Genomic DNA, 15265 nt, shown 5'->3' on the forward strand with positions numbered 1-15265 from the left:
AGTCAGTCGGTAGGAATCGGAAGCGCGGGTGGCAGTCCGGCCCCGGTGGGCAGTCCGGCCCCGGTGGGCAGTCCGGCCCCGGTGGGCGGCCCGGAAAGGAGAACAGCCGACCATGTCCATGAACCGACCTCGACCTCTGCTGTCGCGCCGCAAGCTGCTCGGGCTGGGCGGCCTGGGAGCGCTGGCGGGTACGGGCCTCGCGTACGCCGCGTGGGCGCCCAGGCCCTCCGGACCCACCGCGCCGGCCGCCGCGTCCGTGCCCGCCCGGATGCCCGCCGAGTGGCGGCCGCACGCCGCCACGTACCTGGCCTGGCCACCGGCCGACTCCCTCTGGAAGGACCAGGCCCCCGCCGTACAGCGCGACATCGCGCGGCTGGCGCGCACCCTCGCCGAGTACGAGCCGGTCACGCTGCTGGCCGGCCCGGAGGAGGAGGTACGGGCCCGCCGGGCGTGCGGTTCCGCGGTTGAGATCATGCCGGTGCCGGTCGACGACCTGTGGATACGCGACACCGGCCCGGTCTTCGTCACCCGGGCGGGTACGTCATCGGGGCCCGGCCGCGCGGGCGTCGACCTGCACTTCAACGGGTGGGGCGGCAAGCAGCGCCACCCGCACGACGCCGAGGCGGCCCGCAGACTGCTGGACCACGAGGGGATCACCCGTATCGATGCCGGGATCGTCGCCGAGGGCGGTTCCCTGGAGGTCGACGGTGAGGGAACCCTGCTCGCCGCCGAGAGCTCGCTGGTCAACCCCAACCGCAACCCCGGCAGGACGCGGGCCGACATCGAACGCGAGCTGAAGCGCGTCCTGGGCGTGACCCGGGTGATCTGGGTCGCGGGCGTACGCGGCGAGGACATCACCGACTGCCACATCGACACCGTCGCACGCTTCGTGGAGCCGGGCGTCGTCGCCCTGAACCGCCCTTGGCAGGGGGACGGCCCGGACGTCTGGACGCGGGTGTACGAGCAGGCCCGCGGCGTCCTCGCGCAGGCCCGCGACGCCCGGGGCCGGCGCCTGGAGATCGTCGAGGTCGCGGAGCCCGACCCGTACGCGATCGGCGACCGGGGGCAGCAGTTCCTGTCCTCGTACCTGAACTACTACGTGGCGAACGGTGTGGTGGTGCTGCCGCGCTTCGGCGACCGCCGGGCCGACGACCGGGCCGCCGGGGTGCTGCGCGACCTGCACCCGGAGCGCGACATCCGGCAGATCCCGGTCGACGCGGTCGGCGAGGGCGGGGGCGGCATCCACTGCGCCACGCAGCAGCTGCCGCGGGTGCCGTAGGGCCGGTCGGCCGGCTTCACGCGAAAGGGTCCTGCTCCCGGGGGAGAAGGACCCTTTCGGTGCTGCCTGTGCTGTGCAGCCGCTGCGCGTCAGCGGGAACGCTTCGCCAGCCGCTCCACGTCCAGCAGGATCACCGCACGCGCCTCCAGGCGCAGCCAGCCGCGGCCCGCGAAGTCCGCGAGGGCCTTGTTGACCGTCTCGCGCGAGGCGCCGACCAGCTGGGCCAGCTCCTCCTGCGTGAGGTCGTGCACGACGTGGATGCCCTCCTCGGACTGCACGCCGAAGCGGCGCGACAGGTCCAGGAGCGCCCGGGCGACCCGGCCCGGCACGTCGGAGAAGACCAGATCGGACATCTGGTCGTTGGTCTTGCGCAGGCGGCGCGCGACGGCGCGCAGCAGCGCTGTCGCGACCTCCGGGCGGGCGTTCAGCCAGGGCTGGAGGTCGCCGTGGCCCAGGCCCAGCAGCTTGACCTCGGTCAGGGCGGTGGCGGTGGCGGTACGCGGGCCCGGGTCGAAGAGGGAGAGCTCACCGATCAGCTCGCCAGGGCCGAGGACGGCGAGCATGTTCTCCCGCCCGTCCGGGGAGGTGCGGTGCAGCTTCACCTTGCCCTCGGTGACCACGTACAGGCGGTCGCCCGGGTCTCCTTCGTGGAACAGGGCGTCGCCGCGGGCGAGCGTGACCTCTCCCATCGAGGCGCGCAGCTCGGCCGCCTGCTCGTCATCGAGCGCCGCGAAGAGCGGTGCGCGCCGCAGAACGTCGTCCACGAGATCTCTCCTTGTCGACATGCTCAAAGGGACCTTGGTCCCCATCATGCCGGAATGCAAAACAGTGCGATCAATCACAAGGATGCCGGACCCGTGGCGCAAGCCATACGGCAGGGGGCCGATTGGACCCACGGGCACCGGCGATCGGACGGGATGTCAGCGGGTGGCCTTAGTCTGGCCGAGTGTCCAATACGCCGGTGAGAGCACAGGACAAGGGGGCTGAGCGAGTGAGCGCGGGCCGTGATTCCGCTGTGGGCGAACAGGCGCCCGCCGAAGCCGCGAAGGCGGAGGAACCCGGAGAAAAGGTACACAAGGTTACGCCGCGGAAGAAGTCCGCCGCCACGGCCGCAACCGACACCCCGGCCGCGGAGCCGGCGACGGCGAAGAAAGCCACGGTGAAGAGGGCCACGGCGAAGAAGGCCACGCCGAACAAGGCCACGGCGAAGAAGACGGCCACCAAGACGGCGGCCGCGAAGAAGACGGCGGCGGAGAAGACTGCGGCCAAGAAGACCGCGGCCAAGAAGACGTCTGCCAAGGCCCCCACCACCAAGGCCACCACCAAGCCCCCCACCGCCAAAACCCCCACCACGAAACCCTCCACCCCCGAGTCCCGCACCGCCATGGTCCGCCGGGCCCGCCGGATGAACCGTGAGCTGGCCGAGGTGTATCCGTACGCCCACCCCGAGCTGGACTTCCGTAACTCCTTCGAGCTGCTGGTCGCCACGGTGCTGTCCGCGCAGACCACCGACCTGCGGGTCAACCAGACCACCCCCGCCCTCTTCGCCGCCTACCCCACCCCGGAGGACATGGCCGCCGCCGAGCCCGAGCGGCTGGAGGAGCTGATCCGCCCGACCGGCTTCTTCCGGGCCAAGGCCAAGTCCCTGCTCGGCCTCTCCACGGCGCTACGGGACCGTTTCGACGGTGAGGTGCCCGGTCGCCTGGAGGACCTGGTGACGCTGCCGGGCGTCGGCCGCAAGACCGCCAACGTGGTCCTGGGCAATGCCTTCGGCGTACCGGGCATCACGGTCGACACCCACTTCGGCCGGCTGGTGCGCCGCTTCCGCTGGACCGAGCAGCAGGACCCGGAGAAGGTCGAGGCGGAGATCGCCGAGATCTTCCCCAAGAGCGAGTGGACGATGCTCTCGCACCGCGTCGTCTTCCACGGCCGCCGGGTCTGCCACTCCCGCAAGCCGGCCTGCGGCGCCTGCCCCATCGCGCACGACTGTCCTTCGTACGGCGAGGGCGAGCTGGACCCGGAGAAGGCGAAGAAGCTGCTCAAGTACGAGATGGGCGGCCAGCCGGGCCAGCGGCTGCGGCCCCCGGCCGACTACCCGGGGCAGCCCGCGCCGCCGCTGGCGGGCCGTTGAGCGCCGCGCCGCCCGGGACGAAACCGTCACACCCCGGAGGGGAACCGAACCGGCCGTGAACGGACTCAGCCCGAGTAGGACCGGCCACGGCCGCACGACCATCGATCCCATCGATCCAAGGGCCTGAGGGGGCGCGTATGACGAGCGCACGGGAGCAGTACGGGAAGACAGCGGCGTACGAGGCGGCCGTCCGCACCGACGGCCTGCCGGAATGGCTGACGCCGGTCTCCCGTGCCGCCGCCACGATCGAGCCCCACCAGCTCAGCCGGTTCCTGCCGCCCGAGAGCGGTGGCCGGCAGTCCGCCGTCCTGGTCCTCTTCGGGCACGGCGACCGCGGCCCGGAGCTGCTGCTCATGGAGCGCGCGGGCACCCTGCGCTCGCACGCCGGCCAGCCCTCGTTCCCCGGCGGCGCCCTCGACCCCGAGGACGGCGACCCCGAGGGCGCGGGGCCGGTGCGCGCCGCGCTGCGCGAGGCGTGGGAGGAGACCGGGCTGGACCCGTCGGGTGTGCAGGTCTTCGGCGTGCTGCCGCGGCTGTACATCCCCGTGAGCGGCTTCGTCGTCACGCCCGTCCTGGGCTGGTGGCGGGAGCCGAGCCCGGTGGGGCCGGTGGACGCGGCGGAGACCGCCCGGGTCTTCACGGTTCCCGTGGCGGATCTCACGGACCCCGCGCACCGGGTGACCGCCCGCCACCCCAGTGGCCACGTGGGCCCCGCCTTCCTCGTCGAGGACGCGCTGGTCTGGGGGTTCACCGCCGGAGTGATTGACCGGATCCTGCACTACGCGGGGTGGGAGCTGCCGTGGGACCGTGCCAAGCAGGTCCCGCTCGACCGGCGCGCGTGAGACGGTGGCGGGCGTGAACGTGCTGGACATCGTGTTGCTGCTCGCGGCCGTGTGGTTCGCCGTGGTCGGCTACCGCCAAGGCTTCGTCGTCGGCATCCTGTCCGTGATCGGCTTCCTCGGGGGCGGCCTGGTCGCGGTCTACCTGCTGCCTGTGATCTGGAACGAGATCACCGACGACGCCACACCGGGCACCTTCGCGGTGATCGCCGCGGTCGCCATCGTGGTGGTGTGCGCCTCCGTAGGACAGGCGCTGACCACCCACCTGGGCAACAAACTGCGGCGCTACATCACCTGGTCACCGGCGCGCGCCCTGGACGCCACCGGCGGCGCGCTGGTCAACGTCCTGGCGATGCTGCTGGTCGCCTGGCTGATCGGCTCCGCGCTGGCCCGTACGTCCCTGCCGACGCTGGGCAAGGAGGTCCGCAACTCCAAGGTGCTGCTCGGCGTCTCCCAGGTGATGCCGGAGCAGGCCAACACCTGGTTCCAGGACTTCTCCTCGGTCCTCGCGCAGAACGGCTTCCCCCAGGTCTTCACCCCGTTCTCGAACGAGCCGATCCACTCGGTGCCCGCGCCGGACCCCAAGCTGGCGAACAGCCCGGTGGCGGCCCAGGCGCGCAAGAGCATCGTCAAGGTCGTCGGTACGGCCCCGAGCTGCGGCAAGGTCCTCGAAGGCAGCGGCTTCGTCTTCGCGCCGCACCGGGTCATGACCAACGCGCACGTGGTGGGCGGCGTCAAGGAGCCGACCGTCCAGATAGGCGGCGAGGGACGTACGTACGACGCGAAGGTCGTCCTGTACGACTGGGAGCGCGACATCGCGGTGCTCGACGTGCCGTCGCTGCCCGCGCCCGCGCTGCGCTTCGCGCAGGGCGACGCGAGCACCGGCAAGGGCGCCATCGTCGCCGGCTTCCCGGAGAACGGCGGCTACGACGTCCGCGCGGCCCGTATCCGCAGCCGTATCCACGCCAACGGCCCGGACATCTACCACCGCGGCACGGTCGGCCGTGATGTGTACTCCCTGTACGCCACGGTCCGGCAGGGCAACTCCGGCGGCCCGCTGCTCACCCCGGGCGGCGAGGTGTACGGAGTGGTGTTCGCCAAGTCGCTGGACGACGCCCACACCGGCTACGCGCTGACCGCCGACGAGATCCGCGAGGACATCACCAAGGGACGGACGGCCGAGCGGCCGGTCGACAGCCAGGGATGCGCGATGTGACGTGCGGCCGGGCCGGCCGGACCCGGGCGGGGAGGCGGACGCCGCCGCCCGGGCCCGGGGCTCCGGCAGGCGTCAGGTCCGTGGATGCTTCAGGCGCGCGGTCATCCAGCGCGCCCGTCGGCGCAGGATGCGCGGAATGCCCAGCGGGTGGGCGAGGTCGGGGGAGCCACCGGACACAAGGTCCGAGGAACCCCTCTCCTGAGTGCCCACTGCAGCGGCGTTGCTGCGGCGGTTGCGTGCCACGTCACGGTAGTCGTGCGTCCAGCCCATACCCACGACTCTGCCCGTGCCCCGGGCTCCGTAATCGCCCGGCAGGCCGTCAATTGGCCTATGCGGGCGGCAATTGGCTGTTCGTCATACGCGCGTTCGGATTCGGCCGGCGTGTCGCTCCTCGCGGGCTCCGTACGCCGGTGAAAACGACGCCGTACGGGGCACCGGCCGGACCAGGCCTGACCGGGCCGTACCAGGCCGTACGAGGCCGGACTACCGGTCCGGCTCCGGGTCCTGCAGCCAGTTGATCAGCTCTGTCGAGAACGCCGCCGGGTCCTCCTCGTGCGGGAAGTGCCCGAGGCCGTCGAAGAGCCGCCAGCGGTACGGGGCCTCGACGTACTCGCCGGAGCCGGCCGCGCTGCGGGTGCGCATCACGGGGTCGAGCGAACCGTGCAGGTGCAGCGTCGGCACCCGTACGGGCCACTTCATGCGCCGGTTGAACTGGATGCCGTCCGGCCGGGCCATCGACCGCACCATCCAGCGGTACGGCTCGATCGAGCAGTGCGCGGTCGAGGGGATGCACATCGCCCGCCGGTAGACCTCGACGTCCTCGTCCTCGGGCAGCCGTGGCCCGGACCAGTCCCGGATCAGGCGTCCCACCAGGGCGGCGTCGTCCGCCACCAGCTTGCGTTCGGGCAGCCACGGCCGCTGGAAGTTCCATACGTGGGAGCTCTGCCGGGTCTGCTTGACGTCGGCCAGCATGGCCGCGCGCCAGCGCCGCGGGTGCGGCATCGAGGACACCGCCAGCCGCCGTACGAGCTTCGGCCGCATCACCGCGGCGGTCCACGCCAGGTAACCGCCGAGGTCATGGCCGACGATCGCGGCGTCCGGCTCGCCCAGCGACCGTACGACCCCGGTGATGTCCAGGGCCAGGTTGGCCGGATCGTAGCCGCGGGGCGTGCGGTCGCTGCCGCCCACGCCCCGCAGGTCCATCGCCACCGCACGGAAACCCGCGCCGGCGAGCGCCGGGAGCTGGTGGCGCCAGGTCCACCAGAACTGCGGGAAGCCGTGCAGCAACAGCACCAGCGGGCCGTCACCCATCTCGGTGATGTGGAAACGCGCGCCGTTGGCCGCCACGTCCCGGTGGGTCCAGGGCCCTTCGGGACGGACGACCGAGTCGGAACTGTCGGGAGCCGTCATACGGAGGAGCGTGTCACAGACTCCAGGACCGGGTGGTCCTCGGGAACCGCCCGCGGATGCGGCTTGACGTTCTGCAGTACGGCGGCCGTCTCCTTGGCCGAACTGATGGTCTTCTCCGGCTTCTTGATCTTCTTGAGCTTGCTGACCGCCATCAGGACCAGCAGCAGCGCGACGACCAGGAAGGCGCCGCCGACGATCAGGAAGGACCAGGCGAGGCCGAGGCCGAGGTTGTGGATGCCGTAGGCGGCGGCGAAGCTCAGGACCGGCAGCGCGAACAGCGCCAGCGCACCGGCCACGAGGAACGCGGCGCTGCCGATGCCGGCCCGCTTGGCGTCCTGCCGCAGCTCGGCCTTGGCCAGTGCGATTTCGTCGTGCACCAGTGCGGACATCTCGGCGGTGGCCGCGGCCACCAGTTGCCCGAGGCTGCGGTCCGCGCCGTCGTCGGCTGTGCTCATCGACGTCTCCCTCTTGTCTTCTCCCGGATGCTAAAGCCTCTCAGATCATGCCGGACCATCGTCCCCGGCGTTCGCGCCGGAGGCCACTTCGGCAAGGCGGCGGTGTTCCGCGGCCTTTTCCTCCAGGAGTTTCGCCATCCGCAGGTGGTACGCCGGATTGCCCAGTTCGTACACGTCCGGGATGCCGTCCTGGTCCTCGTCGCGGTCCTCGTCCTCGCACAGCTTCCGGTATTTGGCGTTACGTATCTTCAGCAGGATCCCGGACAGCACCGCGGCGATCACCGAGCCCGTCAGGACGGCCGCCTTGATCTCGTCGGTCAGCAGCGGGTCGTCGGTGAACGCCAGCTCGCCGATGAGCAGGGAGACCGTGAAGCCGATGCCGGCGAGCGAGGCGACGGCGAAGACGTCCGGCCATTTCAGGTCGGGGTTCAGCTCCGCCTTGGTGAAGCGGGCCGCGCACCACGTACCGCCGAAGATGCCCACTGCCTTGCCGACGACCAGGCCGAGGACGACGCCGAGCGTCTCCGGCTTGGTGAACACGTCGTGCAGCGCGCCGCCGGAGACCGACACGCCCGCCGAGAAGAGCGCGAACAGCGGCACCGCGAGCCCGGCCGACACGGGCCGCACCAGGTGCTCGATGTGCTCACCGGGGGACTGCTCCTCGCCGTCGCGGCGGTGGCAGCGCAGCATCAGTCCCATGGCGACGCCCGCGATGGTGGCGTGGATGCCGCTGTTGTACATCAGGCCCCAGATGACCAGGGCGAGCGGTACGTAGATGTACCAGCCGCGGACGCCCTTGCGCAGCAGCAGGTGGAAGACGACGAGGCCGACGACGGCGAAGCCGAGCGCCAGGAAGTTGAGCTGCGAGGTGAAGAAGACCGCGATGATCAGGATCGCGAAGAGGTCGTCGACGACGGCGAGGGTGAGCAGGAAGGCGCGCAGCGCGGACGGCAGGGACGTGCCGATGACGGCGAGCACGGCCAGCGCGAAGGCGATGTCGGTGGCGGTCGGCACGGCCCAGCCGGCCGCCGAGCCGCCGCCCGCGGTGTTGACCAGGAAGTAGACCAGGGCGGGCATCGCCATGCCGCACAGCGCGGCGACCACGGGGAGGACGGCCTTCTTGGGTTCGCGCAGGTCGCCGGCGACCAGTTCGCGCTTGAGCTCGATGCCGGCGACGAAGAAGAAGACGGCGAGCAGGCCGTCGGCGGCCCAGTGCTGCACGGACAGGTCCAGGCCGAGGGAGCCGATGCCGAGGTGGAAGCCCCGTACCGACTCGTAGCTGGAGCCCAGGGTGTTGGCCCAGATCAGGGCCGCGACGGCGGCGGCCAGCAGCAGGACGCCGCCCACGGTCTCGGCGCGCAGCGCATCCGCGATGAAGTTCCGCTCGGGCAGGGACATCCGGCCGAGGAATATGGATCGACGGTTGTGGGGCGCGCTCACGCGAGGACCTCCGGTGTTTCGGCAGCTGGATACGGCTGTTGCAGTTGCCGACCAGACTTCCCGGCGCACCTTTGGTATTTGTCGCGTTCTTGACGCGATCCCTACTGTACCCGGGCCGCTCGGGGAACATTCCGGCGATCTTCACCTTACGGGCATTTGGTGCGATCGGCCGCTCGGCGGCGGGTGCGGGGCGCCCGGAACAGGCGAGGGGCACCCGGCCGGCCTGCGGACGGGTGCCCCTCGGGGAGGTGGTCAGTCATCAGCACATGTGTACGAGCGCGGGGCGCCGATGCCTGGTCACCGGGCGCGCTCCGCCGGAGCGCGCGGTGGGTCCTGTGGTTCTCCTGAGGGCCGGCAGGCGGCCCCTCTGCTGGTCAGTCCTCGCTCGCCGCCGAGGGCAGCTTCTGCTGGATCAGGTCCATCACGCCGGAGTCCGTCAGCGTCGAGACGTCACCCAGATCGCGGTTCTCGGCGACGTCGCGCAGCAGACGGCGCATGATCTTGCCGGAGCGGGTCTTCGGCAGCTCGGCCACCGGCAGCACGCGCTTGGGCTTGGCGATCGGGCCCAGCTGCTTGCCGACGTGCGCCCGCAACTCCTCCACCAGCCCCTCGTCCTCCGCCGCGGTGCCGCGCAGGATGACGAAGGCGCAGATCGACTGGGTGGTCTGCGGGTCGGTCGCGCCGACCACGGCGGCCTCGGCGACCTTCGGGTGCGAGACCAGCGCGGACTCGACCTCGGTGGTGGAGATGTTGTGGCCGGAGACCAGCATCACGTCGTCCACCCGGCCCAGCAGCCAGATGTCGCCGTCCTCGTCCTTCTTCGCGCCGTCACCCGCGAAGTACCTGCCCTCGAAGCGGGACCAGTAGGTGTCCAGGTAGCGCTGGTCGTCGCCCCAGATCGTGCGGAGCATGGACGGCCACGGCTCGGTCAGGACCAGGTAGCCGCCGCCCCCGTTCGGCACCTCGTGGGCCTCGTCGTCCACGACGGTGGCCGCGATGCCGGGCAGCGGGCGCTGCGCCGAACCGGGCTTGGTCTCCGTGACACCGGGCAGCGGGCTCAGCATCATGCCGCCGGTCTCCGTCTGCCACCACGTGTCGACGATCGGGGCCTGGTCGGCGCCGATGTGCTTGCGGTACCACATCCACGCCTCCGGGTTGATGGGCTCGCCCACCGAACCGAGGACCCGCAGCGAGGACAGGTCGTACTTCGCGGGGATGTCGTCGCCCCACTTCATGCAGGCGCGGATCGCGGTCGGCGCGGTGTAGAGGATCGTGACGCCGTACTTCTGCACGATCTCCCACCAGCGGCCCTGGTGCGGGGTGTCGGGCGTGCCCTCGTAGAGCACCTCGGTCGCGCCGTTGGCCAGCGGGCCGTACGTGATGTACGAGTGGCCGGTCACCCAGCCGACGTCGGCGGTGCACCAGTAGACATCGGTCTCCGGCTTGAGGTCGAAGACGGCGTGGTGGGTGTACGCCACCTGGGTGAGATAGCCGCCGGTGGTGTGCAGGATGCCCTTGGGCTTACCGGTGGTGCCGGAGGTGTAGAGGATGAACAGCGGGTGCTCGGCGTCGAACGCCTCCGGGGTGTGGGTCTCGCTCTGCCGCCCGACGATGTCGTGCCACCACACGTCGCGGCCCTCGGTCCAGGCCACGTCCTCCTGACCGGTGCGGCGTACGACCAGCACGCTGCGCACGTTCTCCGTACCGGGCCGGGTCAGCGCCTCGTCGACGGCGGGCTTGAGGGCGGAGGGCTTGCCGCGGCGGTAACCGCCGTCGGCGGTGATCACGACGCGGGCGTCCGCGTCGTTGATCCGGGTCGCCAGCGCGTCCGCGGAGAAGCCGCCGAAGACGACCGAGTGCGGCGCGCCCAGGCGGGCGCAGGCCAGCATGGCGATGACCGCCTCGGGGATCATCGGCAGGTAGATCGCGACCCGGTCGCCGGCCGTGACGCCCAGCTCGGCCAGCGCGTTGGCGGCCTGGGAGACCTCACGCTGCAACTGGGCGTAGGTGATCGAGCGGGTGTCGCCGGGCTCGCCCTCGAAGTGGAGGGCGACGCGGTCGCCGAGCCCGTTCTCCACATGGCGGTCCACGCAGTTGTACGCGACGTTGAGCTTGCCGTCGGCGAACCACTTGGCGAACGGCGGGTTGGACCAGTCGAGCGTCTCGGTGGGCTCGGTCTGCCAGGTCAGCCGCTTGGCCTGGGTGGCCCAGAAACCCAGCCGGTCCGCCGCGGCCTGGTCGTACGCCTCGGCGGTGACGTTGGCGTCGGCGGCCAGATCGGCGGGCGGCGCGAACCGCCGCTCCTCCTTCAGAAGGTTGGCCAGGCTTTCGTTGCTCACGTCATCTCCCATTCCCGGGGCGTGCGATGTCTCTCCCGGCCCTAGCTCATCAGCCCACTGCCCGGCCTGACAAGGCCTGTGGACAAAAATTGGTGTAGACCTTTATGTTCCGCAGGTCAAGAGCCGTTTACGGGTGGGGCGGCGGAGCACCGGAAGGGGTGAGCGGGCGCTGTGGGCTGACGTCCGGAAGGCGGCCGGGTCACGCCGTGACCGTCGCCGCCCGCGGCCGTACCGCGCTGAACGTGCCCGTGGTCCGGTCGAGGAGGTACGTCTGGGCCTCGGCCACGTGGAAGTACATCCCGTGCAGGGTGAGCGCGCCCTCGGCGACACGCCGGGCGACGCACGCGTACGACATCAGGTGGTCGAGCTGCTGGACGACGTTGACCAGCGCGAGCCGCTCCACGTCATCGGCCACCGGCCGCTCCGCGAGCGCGACTTCACCCCGCCCCAGTCGGCCGATCCGCTGCATCCGCGCCAGACTCGGACGGCCGTGCCGCAGCCAGCGCGCGAGCGGCGTCCGCGCGCCCGGCTCGTGGTCGGCACCGAGCAGCGCCTGCATCGCGCCGCACCCCGAATGGCCGCACACGGTCAGCGAACCGACCTCCAGAACCTCCACCGCGTACTCGATGGCCGCGCCCACCGAGTCGCACGCGGCGTCCGTGCCGGGCGGCGGCATCAGGTTGCCGACATTGCGGACGGTGAACAGGTCACCCGGGCCGCTCGCTGTGATCATGCTGGTGACCAGGCGGGAGTCGGCACACGTCAGGAAGAGCTGGGTGGGCCGCTGGCCTTCGTGGGCCAGCCGCGCCAGCTCGTCCCGTACCAGCGGGGCCGTATGGCGCTGGAACGCGCTGACCCCGTGCAGCAGTTGGCTCCCGCTGGTCTGCGGCGCAGCCTCTTGGGGCGGGCGGGTGCAGTGGTGGTTGCGCCACGGCGTCCACGGGCGGCACTGGTGGGCGCTGGCGGGCTCCGCGATCGGGCTCCCGGCGCGGCCGCCGAGGGTCACCCAGCCGCCGCCCGCGCGCTGCCGGTCGGACCAGGCCCGCAGGGCCTCGTACGCGGCGTGGTCCATGAAGGAGCCGCCCAGTTCGACGACGGTGTCCGCCCCCGAGGGCACCTGGGCGAGGGCCCGGGTCAGCCTCGGTACCGCGAGGAATGTCAACTGCCCATTGACGCACACCCGGTGGCGGCCCTCCTCGGCGCTGACCGTGACCCGGGTATGGGTCAGCCGGCGCAGCGACAGGAAGACCGTGACCCCGATACCCAGGGCCACACCCTGGAGGACGCCGAAGAGCACCACGCCGCCCAGGGTGACCGCGTACACCGGGAACTCCCGGTGCCGCTGCACGTGTTTGATGTGCGCGAAGCTCACCATCCGTACGCCCACGACCATCACCAGCGCGGCGAGCGCGGCCAGCGGGATCAGCTCCAGGGCCGTGGCCAGCAGGCCGGCGCAGAGGACCACCCAGACGCCGTGCAGCACGGTGGCGCGGCGGCTGACCGCGCCCGCCCGTACGTTTGCCGAGCCGCGCATCGCGCCGCCGGCCACCGGGAGGCCGCCGAGCAGCCCGGACAGCACGTTGGCGACGCCCTGACCCGCCAGTTCGCGGTTCAGGTCGGTACCGGACGTGGTCACCCCCCGGTCGGCGGCCAGGCGGTCGACGGCGACCGCCGACAGCAGCGACTCCATGCTGGCCACGAGGGTGACGGTCAGCACGGCCGCGACGATCCCGAGGACCGGCCCGTCCGGGAGGGCGGGCAGCGCCTGCAAGGACCAGTCGGGCAGCGCGACCCGCGGCACCGGCACCGTCGCGCTCACGGCCGTCGCGGCGGCCACGGCGGCCAGCGGCGCCGGGACCGTCCGCAGCGCCCGTCCGGCCCGCCCGGGCAGCCGCGGCCACCCGGCGAGCACGCCGACCGTGACGGCACCGATGAGCAGGGCGGCGACGTGCGGATGTGCCAGCTGGCCGGGCAGCGCGACGACGTTGTCGACCGCCGAGCTGTCAGGGCTGCCGCCGAGCACCACGTGCAGCTGGCCCACGGCGATCGTGACGCCGATGCCCGCGAGCATGGCGTGCACGATCGCCGGGCTGATGGCGAGCGCGCCCCGGGCGACCCGTGCGGCGCCGAGGGCCAGTTGGGCCAGCCCGGCGAGGACCGTGACGGCGCAGGTGGCCCGCCAGCCGTACCGCTGCACCAGTTCGGCCGTGACCACGAGCAGGCTCGTCGCCGCGCCGCTGACCTGGAGGGGCGCGCCGCCGAGCAGTCCGGCCACGATGCCGCCGGCGGCCGCGGCGACCAGGCCCGCCTGGAGGGGCGCGCCGGTGGCCAGGGCGAGGCCGAGCGAGAGCGGTACGGCGATCAGGAAGACGACGACCGAGGCGGACAGGTCGCCGCGCCGGGCCGCGGCCCGGTCGGCGGGCTGCGCGGATGGGGCGGGCCGTGGGTGCTGGGTACGGCGGGTGCCGGGGGCACCGGCCGGCCCTGGCGGCTTCTGTAGCTGCGACATTCCCGTCTCCTCCGGGGCGGCGCGCTCGCGCGAGGCGCGATCGTGGGCGGCGGTGTACTGCGGCGGGACGCGAGCCGGCCGGCTGGTGTCACGGTTCGTGACGGCCCGGTGACTCTCAAGCATCGGTAAACGAAGCGTAATGACACGTAAAGGCCCAGAGAAGTCTTTTCAGGCATTCGGGTCTACCGTTCCGTCTTTCGAGTGACTGCGGCGTCGCGTCGCTTGTCCCTTACGGCCCATCCCGTGGCTTATGCGAGCTTAAAAACGGTTAATCAGTTTTTTTGATGTTTCCGTGTCGCAGTTCGCAGCTCAGGGAGTGAGGTGGCTGATGGCAGCCGCAGCAAGGGTCACGGCCGGAATGGTCACGACGATGGCGCTGGCGGCGGTCGCCGGCTGTGCCGGGGGAGCCGGGGGCGGGGCGAACGGCGCCCAAGCGGGCCAGGCCGCGCCGCAGCGCCCCGCCCAGCAGGTCAAGCTCATCGGTGACGGCTCGACCGCGTACACCGGCGCACAGCCGATGCAGCCGAAGGCCGAGCGGCTGAGACCCGGTGAGCGGCCGCCGCAGTTCGTGGTCTTCTCCTGGGACGGCGCCGGCGAGGACAGCCAGAAGCTGTTCTCGCACTTCCGCGCCGTCGGCAAGAAGTACGACGCCCGTATGACGTACTTCCTCAGCGGCGTCTACCTGCTCCCCGGCAGCAAGAAGGAGGCCTACCACCCGCCCAAGCACAGCCCCGGCGCCTCCGACATCGGCTTCAACGACGTCAAGGGCGTACGGGCCACCGTGGAGCAGATCCGCGGTGCCTGGATGGACGGCAACGAGATCGGTACGCACTTCAACGGCCACTTCTGCGGCGCGAACGGCGGCGTCGGCACCTGGTCGCCGGAGGAGTGGAAGAGTGAGATCCAGCAGGCCGAGGCGTTCGTCAAGTCCTGGAAGACGCACACCGGGCTGAAGACCGAGAAGCCGCTGCCGTTCGACTACAGCAAGGAGCTGGTCGGCGGCCGCGCCCCCTGCCTCGAAGGGCAGCGCAACCTGATCCCGGCCGCCAAGGAGATGGGTTTCCGCTACGACTCCAGCTCCGTCGGCGGCCGCCAGCTGTGGCCCCGGCAGATCGACGGGATCTGGGACTTCCCCCTCCAGCAGATCCCCGTGCCGGGCCGCGCCTTCGAGACGCTCTCGATGGACTACAACTTCCTGGCCAACCAGTCCGGTACGACCCGGGGCGACCCGGCGATGCACGCCGCCTGGGGCAAGCAGATGCGGGACGGCCTGGTCGCCGCGTTCGAGCGGGCCGAGAAGGGCAACCGGGCGCCGCTCATCGTCGGCAACCACTTCGAGTCCTGGAACGGCGGTACGTACATGCGCGCCGTCGAGGACACGATCAAGACCGTCTGCCCCCGCGAGGGCGTGCGCTGCGTGACCTTCAAGCAACTGGCCGACTGGCTCGACGCGCAGGACCCGAAGGTGCTGGCGAAGCTGCGCGCGCTGCCCGTGGGCGGCGCCCCGAAGGGCGGCTGGAAGAGCTATCTGGCGTCCCCGTCCGCGAAGCCGGGCGCGCCGGAGAAGCCCGCCGGTTCGGCGGGACCGGCCGAACCGGTAGGGCGGGGCGGGGCGTAGGGGCCGTACGGCCTCGTCCGGGCGGCTCC

General features: G+C 71.6%; 12 protein-coding genes. 5 read left to right on the forward strand and 7 right to left on the reverse strand.

What is annotated here, in order from left to right:
- Positions 1-112 precede the first annotated feature (112 nt).
- Complete coding sequence (locus tag AB0L45_RS09340) at positions 113-1279, forward strand: agmatine deiminase family protein (RefSeq protein WP_365837708.1); 1167 nt, start codon at positions 113-115, stop codon at positions 1277-1279.
- Positions 1280-1368: 89 nt separating this feature from the next.
- Here the strand turns inward: AB0L45_RS09340 and AB0L45_RS09345 are convergent, their stop codons facing one another.
- Positions 1369-2043: a Crp/Fnr family transcriptional regulator gene (locus AB0L45_RS09345; protein WP_003981529.1), complete on the reverse strand. Its 675-nt coding sequence runs from the start codon at positions 2041-2043 to the stop codon at positions 1369-1371.
- 395 nt (positions 2044-2438) lie between these two features.
- On the opposite strand from AB0L45_RS09345, the gene nth reads away from it, so the two are divergent.
- The 3 genes from nth (at position 2439) to AB0L45_RS09360 (ending at position 5465) form a co-directional block, all read left to right on the forward strand.
- Positions 2439-3410: an endonuclease III gene (gene nth / locus AB0L45_RS09350; protein ID WP_365837710.1), complete on the forward strand. Its 972-nt coding sequence runs from the start codon at positions 2439-2441 to the stop codon at positions 3408-3410.
- A gap of 137 nt (positions 3411-3547) precedes the next feature.
- Positions 3548-4252 carry a CoA pyrophosphatase gene (locus AB0L45_RS09355; protein ID WP_365837712.1) on the forward strand — a complete coding sequence of 235 codons (705 nt, stop codon included), beginning with the start codon at positions 3548-3550 and terminating at the stop codon, positions 4250-4252.
- A gap of 13 nt (positions 4253-4265) precedes the next feature.
- Complete coding sequence (locus tag AB0L45_RS09360; RefSeq protein ID WP_365838059.1) at positions 4266-5465, forward strand: MarP family serine protease; 1200 nt, start codon at positions 4266-4268, stop codon at positions 5463-5465.
- 72 nt (positions 5466-5537) lie between these two features.
- On the opposite strand, the gene AB0L45_RS09365 is transcribed toward AB0L45_RS09360, so the two are convergent.
- From AB0L45_RS09365 to AB0L45_RS09390, 6 genes are all read right to left on the reverse strand, one after another.
- Entirely contained in the window at positions 5538-5735 is a 198-nt protein-coding gene (locus tag AB0L45_RS09365; protein WP_365837714.1) for a hypothetical protein, read from the reverse strand.
- Positions 5736-5948: 213 nt separating this feature from the next.
- Positions 5949-6875 (reverse strand): alpha/beta hydrolase, encoded by a 927-nt coding sequence (locus AB0L45_RS09370; RefSeq protein ID WP_365837716.1) that lies wholly within the window; start codon positions 6873-6875, stop codon positions 5949-5951.
- A complete protein-coding gene (locus AB0L45_RS09375; RefSeq protein WP_365837718.1) occupies positions 6872-7330 on the reverse strand; it encodes a phage holin family protein in 459 nt (152 codons plus the stop codon). The genes AB0L45_RS09370 and AB0L45_RS09375 overlap by 4 nt, the downstream gene beginning before the upstream one ends.
- Positions 7331-7375: 45 nt before the next feature.
- Positions 7376-8770, reverse strand: coding sequence for a Na+/H+ antiporter NhaA (gene nhaA, locus AB0L45_RS09380; RefSeq protein WP_365837720.1), 1395 nt, complete (start codon positions 8768-8770; stop codon positions 7376-7378).
- A 374-nt stretch (positions 8771-9144) separates the two neighbouring features.
- Positions 9145-11109 (reverse strand): acetate--CoA ligase, encoded by a 1965-nt coding sequence (gene acs / locus AB0L45_RS09385; RefSeq protein WP_365837722.1) that lies wholly within the window; start codon positions 11107-11109, stop codon positions 9145-9147.
- A 199-nt stretch (positions 11110-11308) separates the two neighbouring features.
- Positions 11309-13618, reverse strand: a complete 2310-nt coding sequence (locus AB0L45_RS09390; protein ID WP_365837725.1) for a SulP family inorganic anion transporter — start codon at positions 13616-13618, stop codon at positions 11309-11311.
- Positions 13619-13946: 328 nt separating this feature from the next.
- On the opposite strand from AB0L45_RS09390, the gene AB0L45_RS09395 reads away from it, so the two are divergent.
- On the forward strand, positions 13947-15236 hold the full coding sequence (locus AB0L45_RS09395) for a hypothetical protein (protein ID WP_365837727.1): 1290 nt from the start codon (positions 13947-13949) through the stop codon (positions 15234-15236).
- Positions 15237-15265: the final 29 nt, after the last annotated feature.

Origin of the sequence: Streptomyces sp. NPDC052496 (assembly GCF_040679095.1) — a bacterium.
Taxonomy (GTDB): domain Bacteria; phylum Actinomycetota; class Actinomycetes; order Streptomycetales; family Streptomycetaceae; genus Streptomyces.